Genomic DNA, 20,923 nt, shown 5'->3' with positions numbered 1-20,923 from the left:
TTTCATAACAGAAACTTTGAGTTGCTTGAGCCGTATGAAGGGAAACTTTCATGTACGGTTCTTAGGGGGGAAGGCTCCCGTAAGGGAGCTGACCTACCCGGCTATCGGGTAACATCAACCAGATTATACAGGTGGACAGTATCGCCTGCAATTTCGACGTGTACCCTTACAAGGCGGTGACATACGCCCGGCAAATGATCATCCGGCAGTCGAACGTGACCGAGCGCAGCCTGGTCACGCGGTGCGACCTGATCAATTCGGTACGGAGTGATAACAACCCCCACGGTTTCATCATGGAGAAATTCGAGATCGTGGAGAACCGGGACATCCGGGTAATGGAGAGGTAGGTCAGGCGATGGCAAAGAACTTCTTTCGTAATATCGGCGGGGATATAGAGTCTTTCCTGCGCCGTTTGTGCGGGGAGATCACCCCCGATAAACGCTTGGTCGTAACCGTTACCATGCTGCTGTTTTTCAGCGGCCTCTCTATCTACATGACCGTTTCCTCGATTTACAATTTCGGTAAGGAGAAAGGCCGCAGGCTCGAAATCGGGCGCATCGAGAGCCTTAAACTCCGACCGGACGTAAAGAAGGACAGTATTAACTATCTAAATGAGTTTGAATATGGACGAACAGATGAATAACCCGGTGCGGCAGGAGCCCGGAGCTCCCGCGCCCGAAGTGAAACCGGAGGCCGGGAAAGTGCCTCCGAGGTCGGCTTCCCCCAAAAAGGAACTGACTCCCGCGCAGTTGCAGAGACGCCGTAAGATGGTGGTCCTGCCGCTATTCTTCCTTGTTTTCTGCGGGGCCATATGGCTGATTTTCGCCCCTTCGGGCAGTGAAAAGGCAGATACCGCCGGGCAAAGCGGCCTGAATGTGGAACTGCCTACTCCCACCGATGAGGGTATCTATTCCGACAAACGCACGGCTTACGAGCAGGAGGCCCGGCGTGAGCGGGAACAGGCGAAAGTACGGAACCTTTCGGATTTTTCCACGATGCTCGGGCAAGGCGAGGAACAAGCCGGGAAAGTCCCGGAGCCTGCCGGGTACGACGGTGATTCCGGACGATCCCGGAGCGGTACGCCCCCCGCGGCTAACGGCAACGCGATCCAAACCTCCGCGGTGGCTTATCAGGATATAAACCGGCAATTAGGATCATGGTACGACCGGCCCGCGACCGAACAGGACGAGCAGGCGCAGCTTGCCGTCGAATGGCGGGTGCAGGAATTGGAACGCCGCCTGGGAGAGGCCGAGGCGAAAAAGGCCGAAGAGGATGAACAAACCGCGCTGCTGGAAAAATCGTACCAACTGGCGGCCCGGTATATGCTCGGTGGCGTGCAGCCCGCCCCGGTGGAAGAAACGGCGACCACCCCGCCGGCTGCTTCCGGGAATAGCGGTCAAAAGGTGAATGTCCAGCCCGTGAGCCGGGTGCGTAAAAGTGAGGTATCGCTGCTTTCCGCACCGACGGGCGACCGGGAGTTTATCGACTCTTGGAACCGTCCCCGTAACATGGGCTTTATTACCGCTGCCGGAAATGAGGGCGTGCGGGATAAAAACAGCATCCGGGCGTGTGTTTACCAAACGGCCACCCTGGTATCGGGCAGTGAACTGAAAATGCGTCTGTTGGAACCGATGCAGGCGGGTAATTTCCGCATTCCGGTGAATACGGTCATAACCGGGTCTTGCCGTATCAGCGGGGAACGCATGGACGTCTCGGTAAGCTCCATACAATACGGTGATAACATTATCCCGGTGGAACTGCTGGTATATGAAACGGACGGCCAACGCGGGATATTCGTTCCGAACTCGGACGAGATCAACGCCGCCAAAGAGATTGCCGCGCAGATGGCGCAGTCCGCCGGGACAAGCATCACGATCACGGACGAGGCCGGGTCACAGTTCGCCGCCGACATGGGTAAAAGCCTTATCCAGGGCGTATCGCAGTATGTGAGCAAGAAACTGGGGGTGGTCAAGGTGACGGTAAAAGCGAACCACGGCCTGCTTTTACTCCCGAAAATGCAATAGGAATATGAACAATAAAAAAATCAAGCAATGAAAAAAATCTTTTTGATACTCGCCCTTGTAGCGGGTGTAACTGCCGCGAACGCGCAGGACGTCGAAACGACCGAAACACAGCCGGTCGCTACCAGCCCCTCGACGGGCGACTATTTTCAGGGCTATACACGCCCGCTGACTTTTAACCGGATGATCCCGCCTTACGCGCTGGAGGTGACGTTCAACAAGACCGTACACCTTATTTTCCCGTCGGCTATCCGCTACGTGGATTTAGGCAGCGCGGATCTCCTGGCGGCGAAAGCGGACGGGACGGAAAACGTGCTGCGGGTCAAAGCCGCCCTGCGGGATTTCTCGCGTGAGAGCAACCTGTCAGTCATTACGGAGGACGGGGCCTATTATACGTTCAACGTCAAATACGCGGACGAGCCGGTAAAACTCTCTATCGAGATGACGGACTTCTTACATGACGGGGAGGCGGTAAACAGACCGAATAACGCCCTTGCCATCTATATGCGGGAATTGGGGCAGGAATCCCCGTTGCTGGTAAAACTTATCATGCAGTCCATATACAGGAATAACGACCGGGAAATAAAGCATATCGGCAGCAAGCGGTTTGGAATCCAGCATACCTTAAAGGGGATTTATACGCATAACGGGTTACTCTATTTCCACCTGCAACTGAAAAACTCGTCCAACGTGCCTTTCAATGTTGATTATATCACATTCAAAATCGTAGACCGGAAAATCGCCAAGCGTACGGCTATCCAGGAGCAGGTTATATGGCCGCTACGGGCGTATAATAACCTGACGGTGATAGGCGGCCGGTGTACCGGTCGGACGGTATTCGCACTGGAGAAATTCACGATCCCGGACGATAAGATGCTGGTCGTGGAACTGAACGAGCAGAACGGGGGGCGGCATCAACGTTTCGAGGTGGATAACGCCGATTTGGTGCGGGCGAAGGTCATTGACGAACTCAAAGTGAAATAAGCATGAAACGGATAACGATTCTTTTATCGCTCGTGTTGTGCCTGGTCTTTGCCGACCGGGCGCACGCGCAGCGTCAACTTCCCGGTATGCGGGGCATCCAGCTTACGGGCGGCATGACGGACGGTATTTATTCGTCCGCGTTGGACAATGAGGCCGGGTATTACTTCGGTGTGGCTATGGCTACCTACGCGAAAAGAGGGAATAAATGGGTATTCGGGGCGGAGTTCATGGAGCGATACAATCCGTACCGGGTGACGATCCGCGTACCGGTTTCCCAGTTTACCGCGGAAGGCGGCTATTACCTTAAAATCGTTTCCGACCCTTCCAAGACGTTCCTGCTTTCCCTGGGCGTATCGGGACTGGCCGGATATGAGACGGTAAATTGGGGCGAAAAATCCTTGTACGACGGCTCTACGCTACGGGACGAGGACGGCTTTATCGGTGGCGGGGCCATGACTTTGGAAATGGAAGCTATCTGACCGATAAAATCGTATTGCTGCTGACCGGGCGCGAAAGGGTGTTGTGGGGTAACTCCACCGGACACTTCCATTTGCAGTTCGGGGTGGGCATAAAGTTTATAATCAATTAGTTTCAGTATGGTATTGTTAGAATTATTTTCAGGTATCGGCGGGTTTAGTCTCGGACTGGAAAAAGCCGGTTTTCATTTTGACAAACTCTATTTTTCCGAGATTGACAGACACGCTATCGCGAATTTTAAATATAATTATCCTTATGCAGAATATATCGGAAAGGTCGAAACGGTTATTGAAACCGGAATCGAGCGACCAAACATTATCACTTTCGGCTCTCCTTGCCAGGATTTCAGTGTTGCGGGAATCGGAAAAGGACTTGGAGGGGACAGAAGTTCTCTCATCAGCTACGCTATCGAGGTTATTAGGCATTTCAGGCCTGACGTATTTATCTGGGAGAACGTTAAAGGAGTGCTGTTCACAAGACATCGCACGGATCTCTTTACAATCCTCAAAGCGTTTACCGACGTTGGGGGTTATCACATCGAATGGCAATTGCTTAATACGGCATGGTTTCTACCCCAAAATAGGGAGAGAATCTACCTTGTCGGACGTGTGTCTGAAAAATGTGCCGGACATATATTTCCTGTCGGAAGCGAGGATACGCAAGGTAGTGGAGCTTCACAAGAACCGGTACCCTCCCATATCGGAACGATAACCAAAAGCTACGGGCGTGCCTCGAATATCGTACCCTATATACAGGTTATACCTCCGGGTGGTCATTATAAACCTTTTATGACGGCCATAGACTATAATTCATTGAGGATGGTAACCGAGATTGAGGGTGAAAGGTTGCAGGGCTTTCCTGACGATTATACCCGTTACGGGGATTACGATGGAGAAATCCGTGAGATAAGCCGTAGTATAAGATACGGGCTTCTTGGAAACGCGGTGAGTGTTCCGGTTGTGGAACAAGTGGGAACAAATATTAAATTAACTACTAATTTATAGGAATGTAAGACGATGAAAAAGATAAGTATTCAAAGAATTTTGGCGGTATGTGTCGGCTTGGGCGTGATTATCCTCCTGCTGGTAGCCTGCGATACCGACCTGGACGTACAGCAGGTATATGGTTTCCGGTTGGAAACGATGCCCGTGCAAAAGAAGATCATAGACGGTGAAACGGCGGAAATCCGTTGTACGTTGTGGCGGGAGGGCGATTATGACCGGACGCGGTACTATATCCGTTATTTCCAGCCGGACGGCAAAGGCGAGCTTCGCCTGGATGACGGTACGGTGTTTGCCCCGAACGACCTTTACCCGCTTGATAGAATGGTGTTCCGGCTATATTATACCTCGCATTGTACCGACCAGCAAACGATAGATATATATGTGCAGGATAATAACGGGCAGGTCGTTTCTGTTTCCTTTTCCTTTCAGAATGAAGGCGGCGGCGATGAAGAAAAAGAGAGATAGCACAGAATCAGTGAAAAGAGAAAGCCCGGAATTGCCGGGCTTTTTTCTTGGACGAAGGGAATTTTATTTCCCGGTCAAAAAAGGTTATGTAAAGGTAAAAAAGTGTCAGGTACTATATAAGGACGAATCGCTAACTTGCCGCCATAATCAATCTATAAGGATATGGACTACTTAAAACAGAACTTGCAACCGGGGGAAGAAATCAAATATGTGGCAAAGTTGCATCCAGCCCTGTTCTTTCAGCCCGTGTTACTCTTTTTGTCGGGCTGGTGGTTGTGCACTATGGAAATAAAAGTGCTTCATTACGGAGGGATATTCCTGCTGTTTATAGGGGTGGTGTCGCTTGTCCAACGTGTCATGGTAAAGGCGGGCTCCGTGTACGCCGTCACGAACAAGCGTGTAATCCTTAAAACCGGGGTAATCAGTCGCCGGGCACTCGATCTGGTCCTGGCAAAATGCGAGGGGCTGCAGATTAAACAATCCGTCTTGGGGAGGATATTGAATTACGGTACGATAACCGTAACTACCGGAGGGGCGACAAGCAGCTATCCCTACCTGTCCGATCCCGTAGGTTTCAAGCGGGAGATTAATACGCAGATAGGATAATGATATTTTTGTGGAATTCTTTATTCATTAATTTAGGTTCTCTAAAGTATTGATTTGTGTTTGTAGACAACCGTACTATTGTAGAAAATTATATATTTCTAATAGTGATATTTTGGTTGAAAGAACTCTTGTAGTAATAATTATTATTTGTAAGATACACATATTTTTACTATAGATTTATATTGTTATCAGAATTTAATTGTAATTTTACAATCTAATTGTAATCTTTAAAATTTGGATATCTGGGATAAAAATAAGCGGTCAGAATGCATGTCGAAAATTCGTTCGAAAGATACAAAACCTGAATTGGCATTGCGTAAAGCCCTTTTTGCAAGAGGGTTTAGGTTTCGTGTAAATGATATGAAACTGCCAGGGAAGCCTGATATTGTTCTACCTAAATACAAAACAATTATTTTCTTACATGGCTGTTTTTGGCATGGACATGAGGGATGTAAATATGCTTATACTCCGAAAACAAATACTAAATTTTGGGTTGATAAAATTACTTCAAATGCAGAGAGAGATAAAACGGTTTTTCAAAAACTTACGGCGTTGGGCTGGAATGTCTTAATCGTTTGGGAATGTGAAATAAGACACACTTACAAACACGATATTACACCGTTAATTGATAGAATAGAGGGGGCAATACTCAGTAATTCTATCTCATAAATTTCATGGAAATTCATGAGATGGCGAGAATTAAACTATAGTGTTTGGGAGATGTTTTTGGATATTTGGGAATTAGTGATACTTGAAAATATTTTTTATTCTGTAAACCCGTGTTGCTTTAATATCTTGAGATTTTGTTTACATCCCCATGCTAAACGTTCGTTTAATAGCTTTTTACCTGAAGCGATATCATTCATCACATTCCACTGCCAATCTTTGAGGATGCGGCGACGTTTATCCCAATCGACCATTTTTTGTATCAGTTCAATAGTTATTCCATTGTTTATATTTGCGTCATTTTCTGTTTTTGTTGTTAATTCTGCTTTTTCCTGTTCTGTAAGTTCATCAGCTTCTGCAAGCAATTCAATGTTGTTTTCACAAACAGTTTCGTAAATATTCATTGCCTTATTGTGATTATTATCTGTAATTGCTCGATTAAATTTTATGGCATTTGCCATGTCAAAACTGGCAAAGGATTGTTGACTTGTAGTCAGAAGCCCTGTATCTTTTCCCCATTCTGCAATCTTTTTCCAAAGGGCGTAAGGGATTGATCGTAACAATGATATATCATATTCTTTTTGCATTGTATCAGTATCTAAATCATCAACAACGGATTTACGCTTTTTTATCTGCTCAATTGTGGCAAAATCAGCTTTAATGCTATTATAGTCAATGTCCCAATGCTGTCGCTTTATGGTTTCCCAACAATCTTCTTTTTTTGCCCATTCAATATAATGGGAACTTGGGGAATTATGCAAGATGAACTTGTTTATTTGTTTCATCAGCGAATAAAGCACTGCCGCCAATTCATCGGAAATTCTTTGATTTTTCCAAATTTTTTCTAAATTTAATCTATAATCGGTAAGGTAACCAAACAGTGAAATAGCATAGGGTACAACAGCATTTCTCATTTCGCCAATGTTATTAGGTTTGATACCATATAACCTTTCGGCTTCTCGAAACAGTATAAATTTAGCTATAACATCTTCAAAATATACTCCTGTAACTTTTTTGGGTAAGTTGTTGTTTATGAACTGGGCATAATTTTTTTCGTTACCGCGAACAACAATGTATGGCCCGATAACTATTTTTTTACCTTCTTGTATTTCTCCATATGAATTGACAAATTTGGCAAGGTCAGTCTTTTTAAACATCTGCTTTTTCGGGTATTTTAAATCAAACTGTTTGGCTCGAGATGGTGTAAAGCCATCACGTAAGCGCATATTTTTATATTGTCCATTGGCTCGTTCAAAAAACCATATTGTCGGGATATTACATTGTGGGGTAATGGGAGAGAATGAGCGACGTGATATCTTTTCCAGTTCAATAAGTATCTGGTTATTAGCCGAAAAATCTGCATCATTAACCTTGTTTTGTGTATTGGCGTATTTTGAAATACGTGATACAATTTCACTGTAAGAATCTGCTTTTTTAATAACAGATATTTTCATTTGCACGAAGATATTTGATATGTCGGCTTTATCCTTGTCCCAAGTATGGTAAATTGAAGCAGTTGTTTGTCCACCATTGACGATTTGCAAGTTACTGATTTTTTTTATATAATGTCTGGTCTCGTCAAGTTCTATGTTGTCAGCTGTTGCAGAAATTCCATTATTATAAGCCAAGAACATGTGCGATTCTTCATTAATCGTTTTTCGTATTCCCTTGTTTATTTTGCCTGTGAACTGCAGAAAAGAACGCACATTTTGTTCTAACAAACGTGCACCGAATTGTTTGTAGAGCATTGCCAAACCTTGTCCAGGCATTATTGCAATGTATGATTCATAATCAGCGTTTTCGATGGGGGCTTTTAGACAAGGGATTTTGATTTGCTGTTCTTCAAAATCTAATTCAATAGATATGTGAGACTTTTCGGAGATTGCGTACAAACGATTAATGTCAAAAATATTGTAGTATATATCCTGTCCTGCAACCTTTTCTTGTTTGGGAATATCACCATTATATGTGCCGTTAGTAAGAATTATTGCATTTACCCGTACAAGTCTTTCTCTTATTTCAGGTAGTTTTGCTAAATCGTATGTAAATTGAAATATTGGTGATGATTCATCTATATCTTTTGCGTAATCATTATAAAATGCTTTGCGGAAAAAATTTGCTATACGTTTAGCAGCTCTATCTATTTCTTCTTTTGAGATTCTTTGAGGTGTCTCTGCACTCTGGAAAATGGAAATAAATAAATCTACTGTTTCATAGTTATCAGACATTGCATAACCGTTAATCTTGTGCTGTCCTTTTGTTCCTAACTCTTTCTCGTCGTAAGCGGGTGTTGCATTTTCGGTTTCACCTGCCTCTGCAAGCATTTCCAGAGCAATCTGTGTAAACAGTTGCTCTTGATTTGCGCCGTCTTCGGCGGTATCCTGCATAGCTCGAATATCTTGCAATAAAGATGTGTAATATTTGTTTATTTCACTCATGAAATGTCATTTTTTCAAATACTATATGTTCAGGAATCGAATACTTGCTGCATTGTGAGAGTATAATAGAGTATTTAATATCGCCTACGCCATTACGGATTTCTTTTTCTTTAATGCGTGGGAAATCGCCGTATATTCTATAATAGTTTTCTGTACGTATTTGACAGCATTTTTCTTCATATAAATGTTTGTGTCTTTCAAAATAACCTGCTTCTAGAAGTTTATTATTGAAGATATTTAGAGCAGAAATATTGCTTTGTAATGTTTCTCTGATTGTATTTACTTTAGTATTTAAATTTTCACCATTCTTTTTTGCTACTTCGACCGATAAATGAAATAAAAACAAGTTTTCCAGCAAAGTTTCGTCTAATTGTCTTTCACTATTGATACTTACCTTTTGATGGTTGTTACTTGCGGTAGTTTTTATTTCGACAGCCCAATCGTTATACTGAAAATCGCGTACTTCCTTATCTATTCCTACCCACGAATTAAGGGCAGAGATAAAGTCTTGCTTGGCAATAAGCTTTTGTAGGAAATGTAATTCACCATAAAGTCCTAGTTGCTCTGGTAGTGTTAAACCTTCTCCTTTCAGCTTATCAAAGAGTGCTTGCCATTTTTCAAGTTGGTTAATAATTGTTTCTACAATTTGTTTTTCTGAATGCAAAGATAAAATATGCTGTACTATATCTTCACACATCACAGCGAAAATATCACGACTTTGATAGTGCATGAGCTTTATAACAAGCAAGTTATTGTTAGAAAATGAACTATCATTATTTACTGTAACCTGTAAGTCCCGCAAGTTTGAGAATGGGGAAACATCAATATGAATGCTTTTATCGAAAGACAAAGCAATTCCACAATATTTCTCAGGATTTTGGAAAATAGCATAAATATACAATTCTGAATCATTTGTATATAGGCGTTTTAATAATCCTACTTTGCTCGACTGTTCAATACTTGACCATATTTCTAGTATGTTATTATTCATTATCTTCCAAATTATCATTGTTATCGTCAAAATCAATTTCCGCTTGGTAGTATTCGTTTGCTAAAGCAGTGTTTATTGCAAATTCTACAGTGTGCTCTGTATTACTTTTTGGAAATACAATTGCAAAACCAATTATTGGATCATCATCCGCTTGAAAAATTATCGGGTTACCATTTTCTTCTTTAGAATTTGCACCCAAAGGATCAAGTGGATAAATAATTAGTAATGGATTATTTACACTTCGAAATGATTCACGAACAAGTTTGGGCTTGGGATATGTTTTTTTCCAATCCTTATCTTGTTTTGATATTTGTAACGCTTTGTCTAGTTCTGTGCTGTCCAAATCTATGAATTCATCTGTTGGATTTCCAACTATATGATTTTTCTTGATTATGTAAGTATCGGTGTCACCAGCAGTGTTTCGGATAAAACAGCCCGAACTAATCTGACTTGATAATGTAAATTTTGTTCTGGCATTGGCCTTATTCATCAGAGCAACGCGCCATGAATCCAGTTCGCCCGCTTGATTAAGCTTGCGAATAAAGTTACTTATTAATGTTAAATCAACTTTTGTTAGCTGCGGTGCAACAGTAAATTCTGAAAAGAATTTTAGAACATCTGTAGGTAAAACATTAGACCAGAGATAATCGTTACTGCCTTTAGTCACTGGATTTCCTAATTTGGAAAGAAAGCTTCTAGTCACATCTAAATTCTTACGGATAATCTCTTTACTAGTTAATAATTGGTAAGTTTCAACTAAGCGGCCAGACCATGATACTTGTATTTTGTCCACATTACGCATTTTTGTAATAGCCGTAATTTGGAGTTGACCAGGATGAGTACGTACTTTTAATGCATATTTTTCGGGTGTAGCTTTAGCATTCCACATTGCGTCAAATTCTTCTCGTAAATCCTCGCTTGCCATTGTAATGTGTCTAAACCACTCATTAAGTTCACTGCTTGTGAACAAACGGCATAAATCCACATAGCCAGGGCGATAGCCAAACCAACGTCCCATTTGCATAAGTGTATCGTACATTCTTGAAGCACGCAAAAAGTAACTAACTGACAGCCCTTCCAAAGTTAAGCCTCGTGAAAGTTTGTCGCCACCAATAGCAATGACTGAAATTCCTGTTTTTTCGTTTTCGTAATACTCTAAAGCGTCAGTGGATTTTCCATTGATTGACATAACTTTGATTTTTTGAACGGCTTTATACAAGCAAGGTTTAATTTCTTCCCATTTGTGTACTTCTATTTTATTGTCAATGTCTTTAAATGAAGAGTTTAAGATGTTTTGCGTTGTAGTACAGTATGAAGTGTAACTGTCAGAGTCAACTTCAAAAATAGCCCGAAACTGTTCCATGATGCTCTGATCATTCTGTTCAATACCTCGTTTGTAGAAAAGAAATTGATTCTCTATTACTTCTTTTAATAGGTTCTGCCAAATTAAATAACGCGAAATATGTATCAACATTGAATTGTGTTTGTTTTCTTGGCCACGTACAATGCGGATAGCGCAAGTAACAATAAAACATTTAATCGCTGTCTGCAGTGACTCTGGTAATGAAGTAGGAGGTACATCGTCTCTTTTGTGACTGTCAGGGAAAAAATCCCGATAATCATCTATTTTGCGAACAATAGGCAACAAATCATCGTTTGTGTTGTCTACTTCCAAAGAAGTACCAAAAATTTTTTCAGCACCAATATAATTGCTTGGTGCTGGCAAGTTTATGATAAAATCACGTGGAAATAAATCGTCTTTATCAAGAGGAATAAAGATATTGGCAAATGGCGTAGCCGTGTAACCAACATAACCGAAACGGTAGAAGTGCCCTGCTATTTTTCGTATCCAGCTATTTATTGCAGTTGGAGTTTCATCTGCTTTTTTTGTATTAATTGAGGCGTTATCTGCTTCATCATCGATTATTAGCAAAGATTTACTTGTAATTTTCTTTTCTCCGTTAATATCTTCTGCTTGTGAAAGCAACCATGTATTAAGACGTTTTAGTACAGTTGAATTTTTCTTAACGACTAGCAGGATAGGGTTTGAGACATCAAAACTAACTCCGCCTGCACTATCTGTTAATGATTTTTTAAAATCAGAATCTATTGTCGTAATTGAAATTGCAGTGTTGTTTCTATCCAAAATTCCAACTCCAATTCTATTACTTTCATCTTGTCGCCACGCTCTGTCATGTTTTGTGTCGAAACCTAAAAAGTCCTCATCCAACCGGTGTTGCGTCTGGCTACGTAAATTATTATGTAATCCTGCCAAAACAATAATCAGATTAAAACCAGCATCGGCTGCTTTGCAAATCAACCCTGTGTAATTAGCTGTTTTACCAGACTGTACCTGTCCGACGACTAGACCTTTTTTGTCAATACCTTTTACGTCACGAATTGTGGGGTTATAAAGCTTATCCAAAATATCATCTGTAAGACGGTCTATTTCATTAATTACTTTCGGAGCAAAATTTTTTGTGTTTTGCAAATAGGTCGTGTATCTGTTCCAGAATTTCCAATCGCTTTTCTGATGGTTTGCCTTAAACTCCATTAGCCAAGGAGTATTCCTCTCATTGTCAAAAAGTATTTTGTATTCCTCCTGCCTGACATTGTATAAACGCAGCAATTCGATATGAAGCTGCTTTTTGTCTATAGAAGAAAATAATGGTATTAATAAACATTGCTCAATAGCATTGTTTATTTCACTGTCGGTTACGCTTAACTTTTCACCTATTATAGCTCTGCAAATATTTAGTGCCTTATTAATCATAAGTATCAATTATTTCTATTAGTTCGGGGAAATTATTAAATGGTTCCATATTGGCAAGTAGTAATTTTACTTGTTCAATAGTTTTACCTGCTAAGATTTGAGTGTTGTAAATTTGCCTAAGCATTGTTTTCACAATCTCTAAATTAGTTTCTTCAAAAGGTTCTGCAGTTTCACCTTGTTCTGATTCACGAATAAAAACGGATTTTGTTGGTATGGTTTCTTCTACAAAACGGAGGAGATATTCTATAGCTTTGCTTGGTTCGGTTTCTGCTAACCGTTTAAGCTCAGTAATCATTAAATGGTTACGATTAATAATGAATGAATATCTTTTTCCTTGTTTCTTTTCAAGCCATAGTGGTTGAAATTCCTGCTGCTTTCGAGTTGTCAAGATTTTGCCTCTGTGTCGAAAAACTTCTACGCCACGATTGCGAACTGCAAGAGCGTATTTTTTAATTTGTTCCCGAGAAACAAGCGGTGGGCGAGCTGTTGATTTTTTTATGTCAATTTGCCAGTCAGTATCTAATTTATTAGGCAAATCAATCTGTATGCGTACTAATTTGTAATGTTCTTCTTTTCGAAAAAGTCCCAACCAGTCACCTGCCAACATTAAACGTTTGCCACGATATATGTAAAAACCTTGCTGATTAGTCCAACCATTTACACCTTCTGCCATTTTATAAATATTTTCCGTAAGGTGGCATTTGTGTGGCAAAACATATCCTTTCATCATAGCTGAACCGATGTATTCTTCCGGAAATGGCTGTGTGGCTGTTTCTGTTAGTAAAAAAGGATTCCAAGGTTTAATTTCATGTTCCCAACAAAAAAATCTTACATTTTTCTCTTCGATAAATCTATGAAAAGTCATTGCAATATGTTGTTTTACTTTATCCATTTGGAGTAAAAATTTATCCTTTGCAAATTCATTGGAACTTGGAGTATCTGGTGGAATAATACGATCTAAATCAGTCCATATTACAAGCGTTCCCGATTCATGTTTGTCAAGTGCGTGTAAGAAAACATCAGGAATAGGATGACGAATGAGTTCCCATTTATTGGTCTTGTTTACATAATTCAAATCCCAAATCCAGTAGATTGGAGCAAAGCCAACTTTTTTGCTGACCACAATCAATTTTTGACACTGTGAGAATGAGGCCGTTTTCAAACCCAAACCAAAGCGCCCCAAATCTTTTTCGGATCGCTCTTCCATTGGATTTTTTGCACCTGGTTTCATCGCTTGTATAAGTTCCTCATTATTCATTCCATCTCCGTCATCTAATATTGTAATGATGGAGTTACCGCCCTGCCATTCAGAATTAAACCATATATTTTTTGCGTTTGCAGAAATAGAATTATCTATAATATCGGCAACCGCTGTTTCCAAATTATAACCGATTGCCCGAAATGTGAGTATCATCGAGGAAGCACACGGCTCTGCAGCAGTAGTTTCTATCTTATTGTAATCCATAGGTAAATTGTTCTTTGATTTTATTAGCGATTTTTTCAGCTAAAACCACAGGTACTGCATTCCCTATTTGTTTGAAGGCTGCTGAGCGACTACCCTCGAAATAGTAATCATCGGGGAAGGATTGTATCCGTGCTGCTTCACGAATGGTAATTGAACGAATTTGTTTTAATGATGGATAAATATAATAATGTCCATCCATTGCAATGTGGGCAACAACAGTATGGCTATAACCATCGTGGTTAACTACCTGAAAGCGGTTAAGGAATGATTGCTTATTATTGTGTTTTTGTAATTCAGGCGGCAAGTTTGCATAATTAAGCCGTACTTTTTTTTCCAGCCACAATATTATTGCCCGTCTGTAGATTTCTAAATCAATAGGATTGTGAGGTCTGGCAATATGTTGCGTGGTAAAATCTAAGTCATTACGAATTTTTGATTGTTCTAAATACTTTGTTGCTGGTGCTTCGTAATGAACAATCCCTGTTAAGCTACCTTCACCTTGCTGTCTTTCCGGTAAATCAGAAAATAAATCTGACAAAATTTTATATGGATTTTCTTCTTTCTTTAACTCTGGATATTTTAAGTTAAGTTCCTTTTTCCAGCCCACAATAATCACTCTTTCACGATTTTGAAGGACTCCATAATCAGAAGCTTTCAACTTTTTTAATTCGATTTCATAACCTGCCTTATCTATTCCCTTTTTTATGTTTTCTAAATGAATTCCATTTTTTGCAGACAAAATTCCCGGAACATTCTCAAAGACGAACATTTTAGGTTCATATCGTTTTAAAAACTGTAAATAGTATTTATATAAAAAGTTGCGTGGATCTTTTTTCATGCTTTCAGGGTCACGAGCACGTCCTACGAGGGAATATGCTTGACAAGGAGGACCACCAATAATAAAATCCACTGGTTTATTCCCTTTCAACTCATCAACCTTTATAAATATTTCGGGTAATGATTCGTCAGATATTTCTTTATTAATTACTGAATTTATTATTTCTTTTGGGGCTGTGTCCCATAACTTTTGTCCATTTTCTCCTTCTTTTTTTTCTTTCAGGTATTTGATGTATTCATCAAGTCTATTGTGTTGCGCCAAGTAATGGTAAGCCATTCTTGATCGCAATGTGTCACAAGCATATTTATTCATTTCGATATGAGCAATGGGAGTAAACCCTGCCCGAATAAAGCCCTCGGACAAACCACCTGCACCTGCAAACAAATCTATAAAATTTAAAGAATACGTCATATCTAATTTTTTATGAGTGTATTATCCTAAATCAGTTTATAATATTTTCGTTTTGCAAATATTTTGTTTGTAATAATTTGTTGTATGTTATAATATAAACGATATTAGCATTAGTCACTTAATGTCGCAAAGTTATAAGATTATCTTCAAATGAGCGAATAAACTTCAAGTAAAGTTTGTGATTGTACTTATTAAATTGTATGGTTTTGAGGAATTCGATGCACTAAAAAGAAAGAGGAGCTATATTTCTCTACTCAATAACGTTGAGCCTCTTGTTCTTGCTTATGGAGGCTTTTGGATATATGACTCTTATTGGTGCTTGTTTTGAAACATCCATGCTCTCAGTAAATGAAAAATTTCTGTCGATTCAAAACCAACTTCGAAAACTTCTCCATATTGTACTCCACTTTCTTTGTTATGGTCTTGAAAATATTTATTTTGTTCAGTTACTCTTATATTTCAATATTTAGGGCAATGGCTAATGATCGATTTGCCGTATAAGTGTGGTAGTACATTCTCGTGCTATTTTTTCCGATACTGTATTTCTTCACAATAACTTTGATGCTATTTTGTAGGCTGCATAAACATGATACAGCAATAATTTGCGCCTGAAATCGAACAATCTGATAGGCAACGAACAGTTTCCGCTTAAAACGGGGAAGAAATTAGGATTGAAACAGTCGAAAAAAAGCCCTACGCCACCATTTAGTCCTCTTTGTGGTGTCGCAAATAACGGCTGAATATAGATAAGTGGGACAGCCCGGCAATAAAAGTGCTGTGCCACTCGCAGCCACAAGCGACCAGCGACCGTTAAACCGATACAAGCTGAATATTAATGCTTTATATTTGTCCTCCCCGTGATAATTACGAATAAAAAAAGAATGATATGGAAATAGTAAGCATTGAGAAGAATACTTTTGAGCAGATGTTAAACCGCTTCGAGCAGTTTACAAGGAAAGTCGATGCGCTTTGCGATCAAGGCGAGGAAAAGGAAATGAGGCAATGGCTGGACAGCAGGATGTTTGTATGATACTGAATATAGGGAAAAGGAAGTTGCAGTATTTAAGGAACTCCCGCAAGATACCTTATTCGATGATTAACGGCAAGATATTCTATAAGCCGGAAGATGTGAGAAGATTAATAACGGATGTTGTAGTAGGAGGTTAAACGATGGAAAGATCGAACGCGGAAGGACTGAATACCCTCCTTACGAGGTCAACCCCTCAAATAGCGGCCTTTTTTGATTCCATAGACCGGATGCTCGACCGGATCGAGAAACTCTCGAAGAAGGGCCGTCCGCCCCTTAACGGGGAGAGATATTTAACCGATCGGGAGTTATCCGAACGGTTGAAGATAAGCAGGCGGGCCTTGCAGGATTACCGGAGCGAAGGGAAAATACCCTATTATCAGATAGGGACCAAGGTCTTGTATAAGGAATCCGATATAGAGAAAATGCTGAAAGACAATTACCGGAAGGTATTTAAGTGAATGAAAAAGGCTATCTGAACTCCAACAGATAGCCTTTTCATTATTCCGACAGCCGCAACCCCCGAAATCAATAAGTTTCAGTTAAACTTATTTTGCTTTGAACCATTTTCATGTCGGAACAGATGTTATGGTTGAGTACCCTCGCGTAATGCTCCGTCATTCGGGTGCTTGAATGGCCGAGCATCCGGGCTACGTTTGTCAGGGCTACACCGTTGGCCAGCGTAACGGTCGTGGCGAACGTATGCCTGGCGGTGTGCGTGGTTATGTCCTTGTCAATGCCGCAGAAATCAGCTATTTCTTTTAAGTACGAGTTCATTTTTTGATTACACATGACCGGTAGCAGAATACCTTTTGACTTGCAGATTTTATGGTTTTCATACCGGCGAATAATCTCCAACGGCACATCGAGCAAGGGAATATCGCACATATTTTCCGTTTTCTCCCTGGTCTTACGAATCCAGTAAGTTCCTTCGTTATCCATTACGATATGTTCTTTTTTCAAGGTGCTTACGTCCACGAAAGCTAACCCGGTGAAACAACAGAACACGAACACGTCCCGGACGATGGCTATCCGGGGCAGGGTGAACTCTTTCTGCATGATAACTTCCAGTTCCTCTTTGGTAAGGAAAACGGGGTGGGTTTTAGGCTGTCTGAATTTTATCCCCACAAACGGGTCATTTTTCAGTAACCCCGCTCTTATGGCCAAGGTGCAGACTTTCTTAACCACTTTCATGTACCGGATGAGTGTATTAAGACTTATCCCCTTATCGACCGTCAGATAGAGCTCATATTTGCGGACAAGCTGAGAGGTAAACTCGGAAAATGTAATATCGGATTTTCCGCACTCTTTTTCTATCACGGCTTGCAGCGACTTGTAACAGTTGTCGTACCTGTTGATCGTGGAATAGGCGTAATCCAAACCGATGCGTAACCGGCAGTCCTCGTTATGTTCTTTGAAGAATTGCAGGACTGTTTTCGTCGTTTCCCTATTAAAGAGTTTTTTCAAGAGTAGTTCCGGGGTGAATAGCTCGTCCTGTAATACCATATTCCGATGTATTTCATACAGTCGGGTATGCAGGCTTCGGATATATTCGTTCAGCTCGTTGGCCTCCCGGCTCTTTCCCCGGCACATTCCTAACTTGGTGTCCCAAATTTCTTCCTTTACACTGCGGTTGATGCGGATGTCGCTCCAAACCCCGTCAATCGTAACCCGGAGTAATACCGGGCACTCTCCGTTTCTCAGTTTCCTGGTCTTGATAATGTAGACCAAAACATTCATCATTTCTTGTTTCATAATACCTCTTTTTTAAAGTTTCAAAATTAAGGAAATGAAACCAGTTTGTCGATATGCAAAATGCAGCAGTTCAGTACATTAGATACCATTTCGTTTGCTTTTTTTGCGCCGAAAAAAAAGCATATGAATGAACAAAGAGAAATGTTCTATAAACTGCCGTTTTTTGCGCTTTTAAGGGGGTTGGCCTTAAAAAGCAAATCCCCGAAATACACTGTATTTCAGGGATTTGCTGTGTTTTGCTACTCTTGTTAAGTGGTGCCACCAGGAATCGAACCGGGGACACAAGGATTTTCAGTCCTTTGCTCTACCAACTGAGCTATGGCACCGTTGTTTTGTTTAACGGGTGCAAAGATACGGACTTTTTTTTATTCTGCAATAGGTAGAGGATCTTTTTGTTGTTTTTTTATTCGTTCAGTGAATTCCAGCCCTGGGCTTTTAGCTCTACTTCTCCACCATCGCGGCCGACCAAATAATTGCCAAGCTCCGGTTTTGTGATATGGCCGATTACTTTAACGCCCTTCATTTCAGAGACTTTATCGTGGTCGGTAAGAGGAACGGTGAAGAGTAATTCATAGTCTTCACCCCCATTTAAAGCGGCTGTTACCAGATTCATATTAAACTGTTCGGCCATTGCTGCAGTTTGATAATCAATAGGAATACGGTCCTCATAGATACGGCAACCGACATTGCTTTCTTTTGATATATGCAAAAGTTCAGATGAAAGACCGTCTGAGACATCCATCATTGCAGTAGGAATGACCGCTGCATTACGAAGTGCTTCGATAATATCCTTTCGTGCCTCCGGCTTTAGTTGGCGTTCCAGCAAATATTCTTTACCCGTAAAATCAGGGGTGAAATCTTTTTCTCCTTTAAATATTCGTTTTTCCCGCTCCAATAACTGCAACCCCATATAGGCAGCTCCCAAATCCCCGGAAACACAGATGAGGTCCGTCTCTTTGGCACCACTGCGGAGAATGACTTTTCCCTTCTCACCTTCTCCAATGCACGTGATACTGATGCAAAGCCCAGTGAGAGAAGCGGATGTATCTCCTCCGACAATATCGACTCCGTACACGTCACAGGCCAGTTTTAGCCCGGCGTAGAAATCCTCAATCTCTTCAACAGAAAAACGTTTGGAGATTCCGAGTGAAACGGTGATTTGTTTAGGCAAACCGTTCATTGCGTAAATATCGGAAAAATTCACAACAGCCGATTTATATCCGAGATGTTTTAGTGGAACGTAGGTCAAGTCGAAATGAATCCCTTCCAACAACAAATCGGTAGTGACAAGCACTTGCTTATCCCCATACGAGAGTATGGCGGCGTCGTCACCTACGCCTTTTATGGTACTGCTATTTCTGATTTCAATTCTGTCTGTCAGGTGGCGAATCAATCCGAATTCGCCTAATGTTGAGATTTCTGTTCTGTTGCTCATATCTATGATTATAAAATACTTTTCTTTTGGACTGCAATTATATGTTTTTTTATTGTCTCATCAAAGCTCTGTCCATTATGAAACTTGATGGTGATTGGTAAATAATATAACGATTTCTTCCAGCTTTCCGGGACAAGCGGATTGTCTTTCAGGCGAGCTGCGTCTTTTTCTGTAGTCAGAATCAGTTTCCCCGGAGAAGTCATCATTTCGTATGTCTCGTCTAATTTCTTGAAATCCGATTTTATGAACGTATGATGATCTGGAAAAATTACCGGCAAAACTTTTTTTGAATATTTTTTTGCTTCGCGAATAAAAGGTGAAGGAGAGGCTATTCCTGATATTAACAGAATATCTTCTTCTTTGCCAATATCTTTCCTACGTAGAGACTGAGCCATTGAAGGAAATACCGGCTTGATTTCATCGTAAACAATGCTGGTGAAAAAGAGTAATTGATGAGCCCTCAATTTCATATTTTCTTCGATAATGCGAAAATCGATAGGCTTCATATCTTCCTCACATTTAGTGACAACTACAATATCGGCCCGATTTATTCCGTTTATCGGTTCACGCAGCCTTCCCGTTGGCATCAGCTTGTCATTGTAAAACAAGCGATGATAATCACTCAATACAATTGAAAGGGACGGACAGACATAGCGGTGCTGATAAGCATCATCCAGCAAGATTACTTCCGGCCTTTCCTGCTCGGGCAAGGATAAAAGAATTTGAATACCCCGTCTCCGATTGGCGTCGACAGCAACAAGTACATCAGGAAATTTATTTTTCATTTGAAAGGGTTCGTCTCCGATTTCCTGGCTGGAACTTTGCGGGTTGGCAAGAATAAAACCGGAGGTTTTTCTTTTATATCCTCGGCTCAATACGGCAATACGGTATTGCTTTTTTAGCAAATCGATAATATATTCGGTATGAGGAGTTTTTCCTGTGCCTCCTACAGATAAGTTTCCTATGCTAATTACGGGAACAGGATATTGCTCGGAATGTAGAATATCCCAATCAAAAAGTCTGTTTCGTAACCGTATTCCAATTCCGTATAAAAAGGAAATTGGATTCAGGTAGTAATTAAGCTTAATTTCGTTGTTTGTCAGCATGTGATTCCTATCTGCATACAAATATAGTTAACTTATTGAAAGTAATCGGCTTTTTATTCGTTTATTTGAAAAATAAGGATGACTATACTGCTCTGATTATTCATTTTCAAGGATATCAAATTTAGAAATCATATCTTTGCAGGGAAGATCCTTGGGTAGGTCCTGTCGATCCGAAAGACCTCTCCTAACTTTCAATTTTCAACTCTTAACTTTCAACTATCGGGGGGGCTTATTGTATAAAACGCATTTTTCAGGTTCGAAAAACATCCGAAACAAAACAAATGTTAATCCGCTTTTTTGACCTCAAAAAGGGATTTTTTCGCCTTTTTTGAGCGTTCCCAGCCATTACGACCGTCCTCTTTACCATTACGCGTGCTAATGTGTAGTGCACTCGGCACCTCGCGAAGATTAGCACGGTCGTAATGGCGATTTGGACGGTCGTAATTGGAAAGAGGACCGTC

The 20,923-nt window shown here is 41.0% G+C and carries 18 protein-coding genes, 1 tRNA gene and 2 pseudogenes; 12 read left to right on the top strand and 9 right to left on the bottom strand.

The window, feature by feature from the left end:
* Positions 1-101 precede the first annotated feature (101 nt).
* The 9 genes and pseudogenes from DW083_RS20520 to DW083_RS20480 form a co-directional block, all read left to right on the top strand.
* Positions 102-347, top strand: a pseudogene (locus DW083_RS20520) (conjugative transposon protein TraK); the annotation flags it as partial.
* Between the two features lie 8 nt (positions 348-355).
* Positions 356-643 carry a TraL conjugative transposon family protein gene (locus DW083_RS20515; protein WP_122333696.1) on the top strand — a complete coding sequence of 96 codons (288 nt, stop codon included), beginning with the start codon at positions 356-358 and terminating at the stop codon, positions 641-643.
* The gene (traM, locus tag DW083_RS20510) at positions 624-2,024 is read left to right on the top strand and encodes a conjugative transposon protein TraM (RefSeq protein WP_122333695.1); all 1,401 of its coding nucleotides are present in this window, start codon (positions 624-626) and stop codon (positions 2,022-2,024) included. The genes DW083_RS20515 and traM overlap by 20 nt, the downstream gene beginning before the upstream one ends.
* Before the next feature lie 27 nt (positions 2,025-2,051).
* Positions 2,052-3,005 (top strand): conjugative transposon protein TraN, encoded by a 954-nt coding sequence (traN, locus tag DW083_RS20505; RefSeq protein WP_122333694.1) that lies wholly within the window; start codon positions 2,052-2,054, stop codon positions 3,003-3,005.
* Positions 3,006-3,007: 2 nt separating this feature from the next.
* A pseudogene (locus DW083_RS20500) lies at positions 3,008-3,594 on the top strand (conjugal transfer protein TraO).
* A gap of 7 nt (positions 3,595-3,601) precedes the next feature.
* Positions 3,602-4,486: a DNA cytosine methyltransferase gene (locus DW083_RS20495; protein WP_122333693.1), complete on the top strand. Its 885-nt coding sequence runs from the start codon at positions 3,602-3,604 to the stop codon at positions 4,484-4,486.
* A 12-nt stretch (positions 4,487-4,498) separates the two neighbouring features.
* The gene (locus DW083_RS20490) at positions 4,499-4,951 is read left to right on the top strand and encodes a DUF3872 domain-containing protein (RefSeq protein ID WP_122127224.1); all 453 of its coding nucleotides are present in this window, start codon (positions 4,499-4,501) and stop codon (positions 4,949-4,951) included.
* Between the two features lie 162 nt (positions 4,952-5,113).
* Complete coding sequence (locus DW083_RS20485; RefSeq protein WP_122333692.1) at positions 5,114-5,557, top strand: PH domain-containing protein; 444 nt, start codon at positions 5,114-5,116, stop codon at positions 5,555-5,557.
* A 234-nt stretch (positions 5,558-5,791) separates the two neighbouring features.
* Complete coding sequence (locus DW083_RS20480; RefSeq protein ID WP_122127221.1) at positions 5,792-6,226, top strand: very short patch repair endonuclease; 435 nt, start codon at positions 5,792-5,794, stop codon at positions 6,224-6,226.
* A 95-nt stretch (positions 6,227-6,321) separates the two neighbouring features.
* Here DW083_RS20480 and DW083_RS20475 read toward each other — a convergent pair whose 3' ends face one another.
* From DW083_RS20475 to DW083_RS20455, 5 genes are read right to left on the bottom strand one after another with little or no spacing between them, the layout of a single operon-like run.
* On the bottom strand, positions 6,322-8,661 hold the full coding sequence (locus DW083_RS20475) for an AIPR family protein (protein WP_122333691.1): 2,340 nt from the start codon (positions 8,659-8,661) through the stop codon (positions 6,322-6,324).
* Positions 8,654-9,652: a PD-(D/E)XK motif protein gene (locus tag DW083_RS20470; RefSeq protein WP_122333690.1), complete on the bottom strand. Its 999-nt coding sequence runs from the start codon at positions 9,650-9,652 to the stop codon at positions 8,654-8,656. The genes DW083_RS20475 and DW083_RS20470 overlap by 8 nt, the downstream gene beginning before the upstream one ends.
* Positions 9,645-12,425 carry a Z1 domain-containing protein gene (locus DW083_RS20465; protein ID WP_122127218.1) on the bottom strand — a complete coding sequence of 927 codons (2,781 nt, stop codon included), beginning with the start codon at positions 12,423-12,425 and terminating at the stop codon, positions 9,645-9,647. The genes DW083_RS20470 and DW083_RS20465 overlap by 8 nt, the downstream gene beginning before the upstream one ends.
* A complete protein-coding gene (locus tag DW083_RS20460) occupies positions 12,418-13,890 on the bottom strand; it encodes an ATP-binding protein (protein ID WP_122127217.1) in 1,473 nt (490 codons plus the stop codon). Before DW083_RS20460 ends, DW083_RS20465 begins: the two co-directional genes overlap by 8 nt.
* On the bottom strand, positions 13,877-15,139 hold the full coding sequence (locus tag DW083_RS20455) for a DNA cytosine methyltransferase (RefSeq protein ID WP_122333689.1): 1,263 nt from the start codon (positions 15,137-15,139) through the stop codon (positions 13,877-13,879). The genes DW083_RS20460 and DW083_RS20455 overlap by 14 nt, the downstream gene beginning before the upstream one ends.
* 886 nt (positions 15,140-16,025) lie before the next feature.
* Here DW083_RS20455 and DW083_RS23715 point away from each other — a divergent pair.
* Genes DW083_RS23715 through DW083_RS20440 form a run of 3 tightly spaced genes read left to right on the top strand, consistent with a single transcriptional unit; the run spans position 16,026 to position 16,627 of the window.
* On the top strand, positions 16,026-16,169 hold the full coding sequence (locus DW083_RS23715; protein WP_370039495.1) for a hypothetical protein: 144 nt from the start codon (positions 16,026-16,028) through the stop codon (positions 16,167-16,169).
* Positions 16,166-16,306, top strand: a complete 141-nt coding sequence (locus tag DW083_RS23710; protein WP_370039493.1) for a helix-turn-helix domain-containing protein — start codon at positions 16,166-16,168, stop codon at positions 16,304-16,306. Before DW083_RS23715 ends, DW083_RS23710 begins: the two co-directional genes overlap by 4 nt.
* A gap of 3 nt (positions 16,307-16,309) precedes the next feature.
* Entirely contained in the window at positions 16,310-16,627 is a 318-nt protein-coding gene (locus DW083_RS20440) for a helix-turn-helix domain-containing protein (protein ID WP_122333687.1), read from the top strand.
* A 67-nt stretch (positions 16,628-16,694) separates the two neighbouring features.
* On the opposite strand, the gene DW083_RS20435 is transcribed toward DW083_RS20440, so the two are convergent.
* From DW083_RS20435 to lpxK, 4 genes are all read right to left on the bottom strand, one after another.
* A complete protein-coding gene (locus DW083_RS20435) occupies positions 16,695-17,921 on the bottom strand; it encodes a site-specific integrase (protein ID WP_122333686.1) in 1,227 nt (408 codons plus the stop codon).
* A gap of 253 nt (positions 17,922-18,174) precedes the next feature.
* Positions 18,175-18,247: transfer RNA gene (locus DW083_RS20425), tRNA-Phe, on the bottom strand.
* 77 nt (positions 18,248-18,324) lie between these two features.
* Positions 18,325-19,356 carry a thiamine-phosphate kinase gene (gene thiL, locus DW083_RS20420; protein WP_122333684.1) on the bottom strand — a complete coding sequence of 344 codons (1,032 nt, stop codon included), beginning with the start codon at positions 19,354-19,356 and terminating at the stop codon, positions 18,325-18,327.
* A gap of 8 nt (positions 19,357-19,364) precedes the next feature.
* Entirely contained in the window at positions 19,365-20,462 is a 1,098-nt protein-coding gene (gene lpxK / locus DW083_RS20415) for a tetraacyldisaccharide 4'-kinase (protein WP_122333697.1), read from the bottom strand.
* Positions 20,463-20,923: the final 461 nt, after the last annotated feature.

Origin of the sequence: Parabacteroides sp. AF48-14, assembly GCF_003477465.1 — a bacterium.
Taxonomy (GTDB): domain Bacteria; phylum Bacteroidota; class Bacteroidia; order Bacteroidales; family Tannerellaceae; genus Parabacteroides; species Parabacteroides acidifaciens.
The sequence above is the reverse complement of the archived record's forward strand: the minus strand, read 5'-3'. Positions and strand labels throughout refer to the sequence as shown.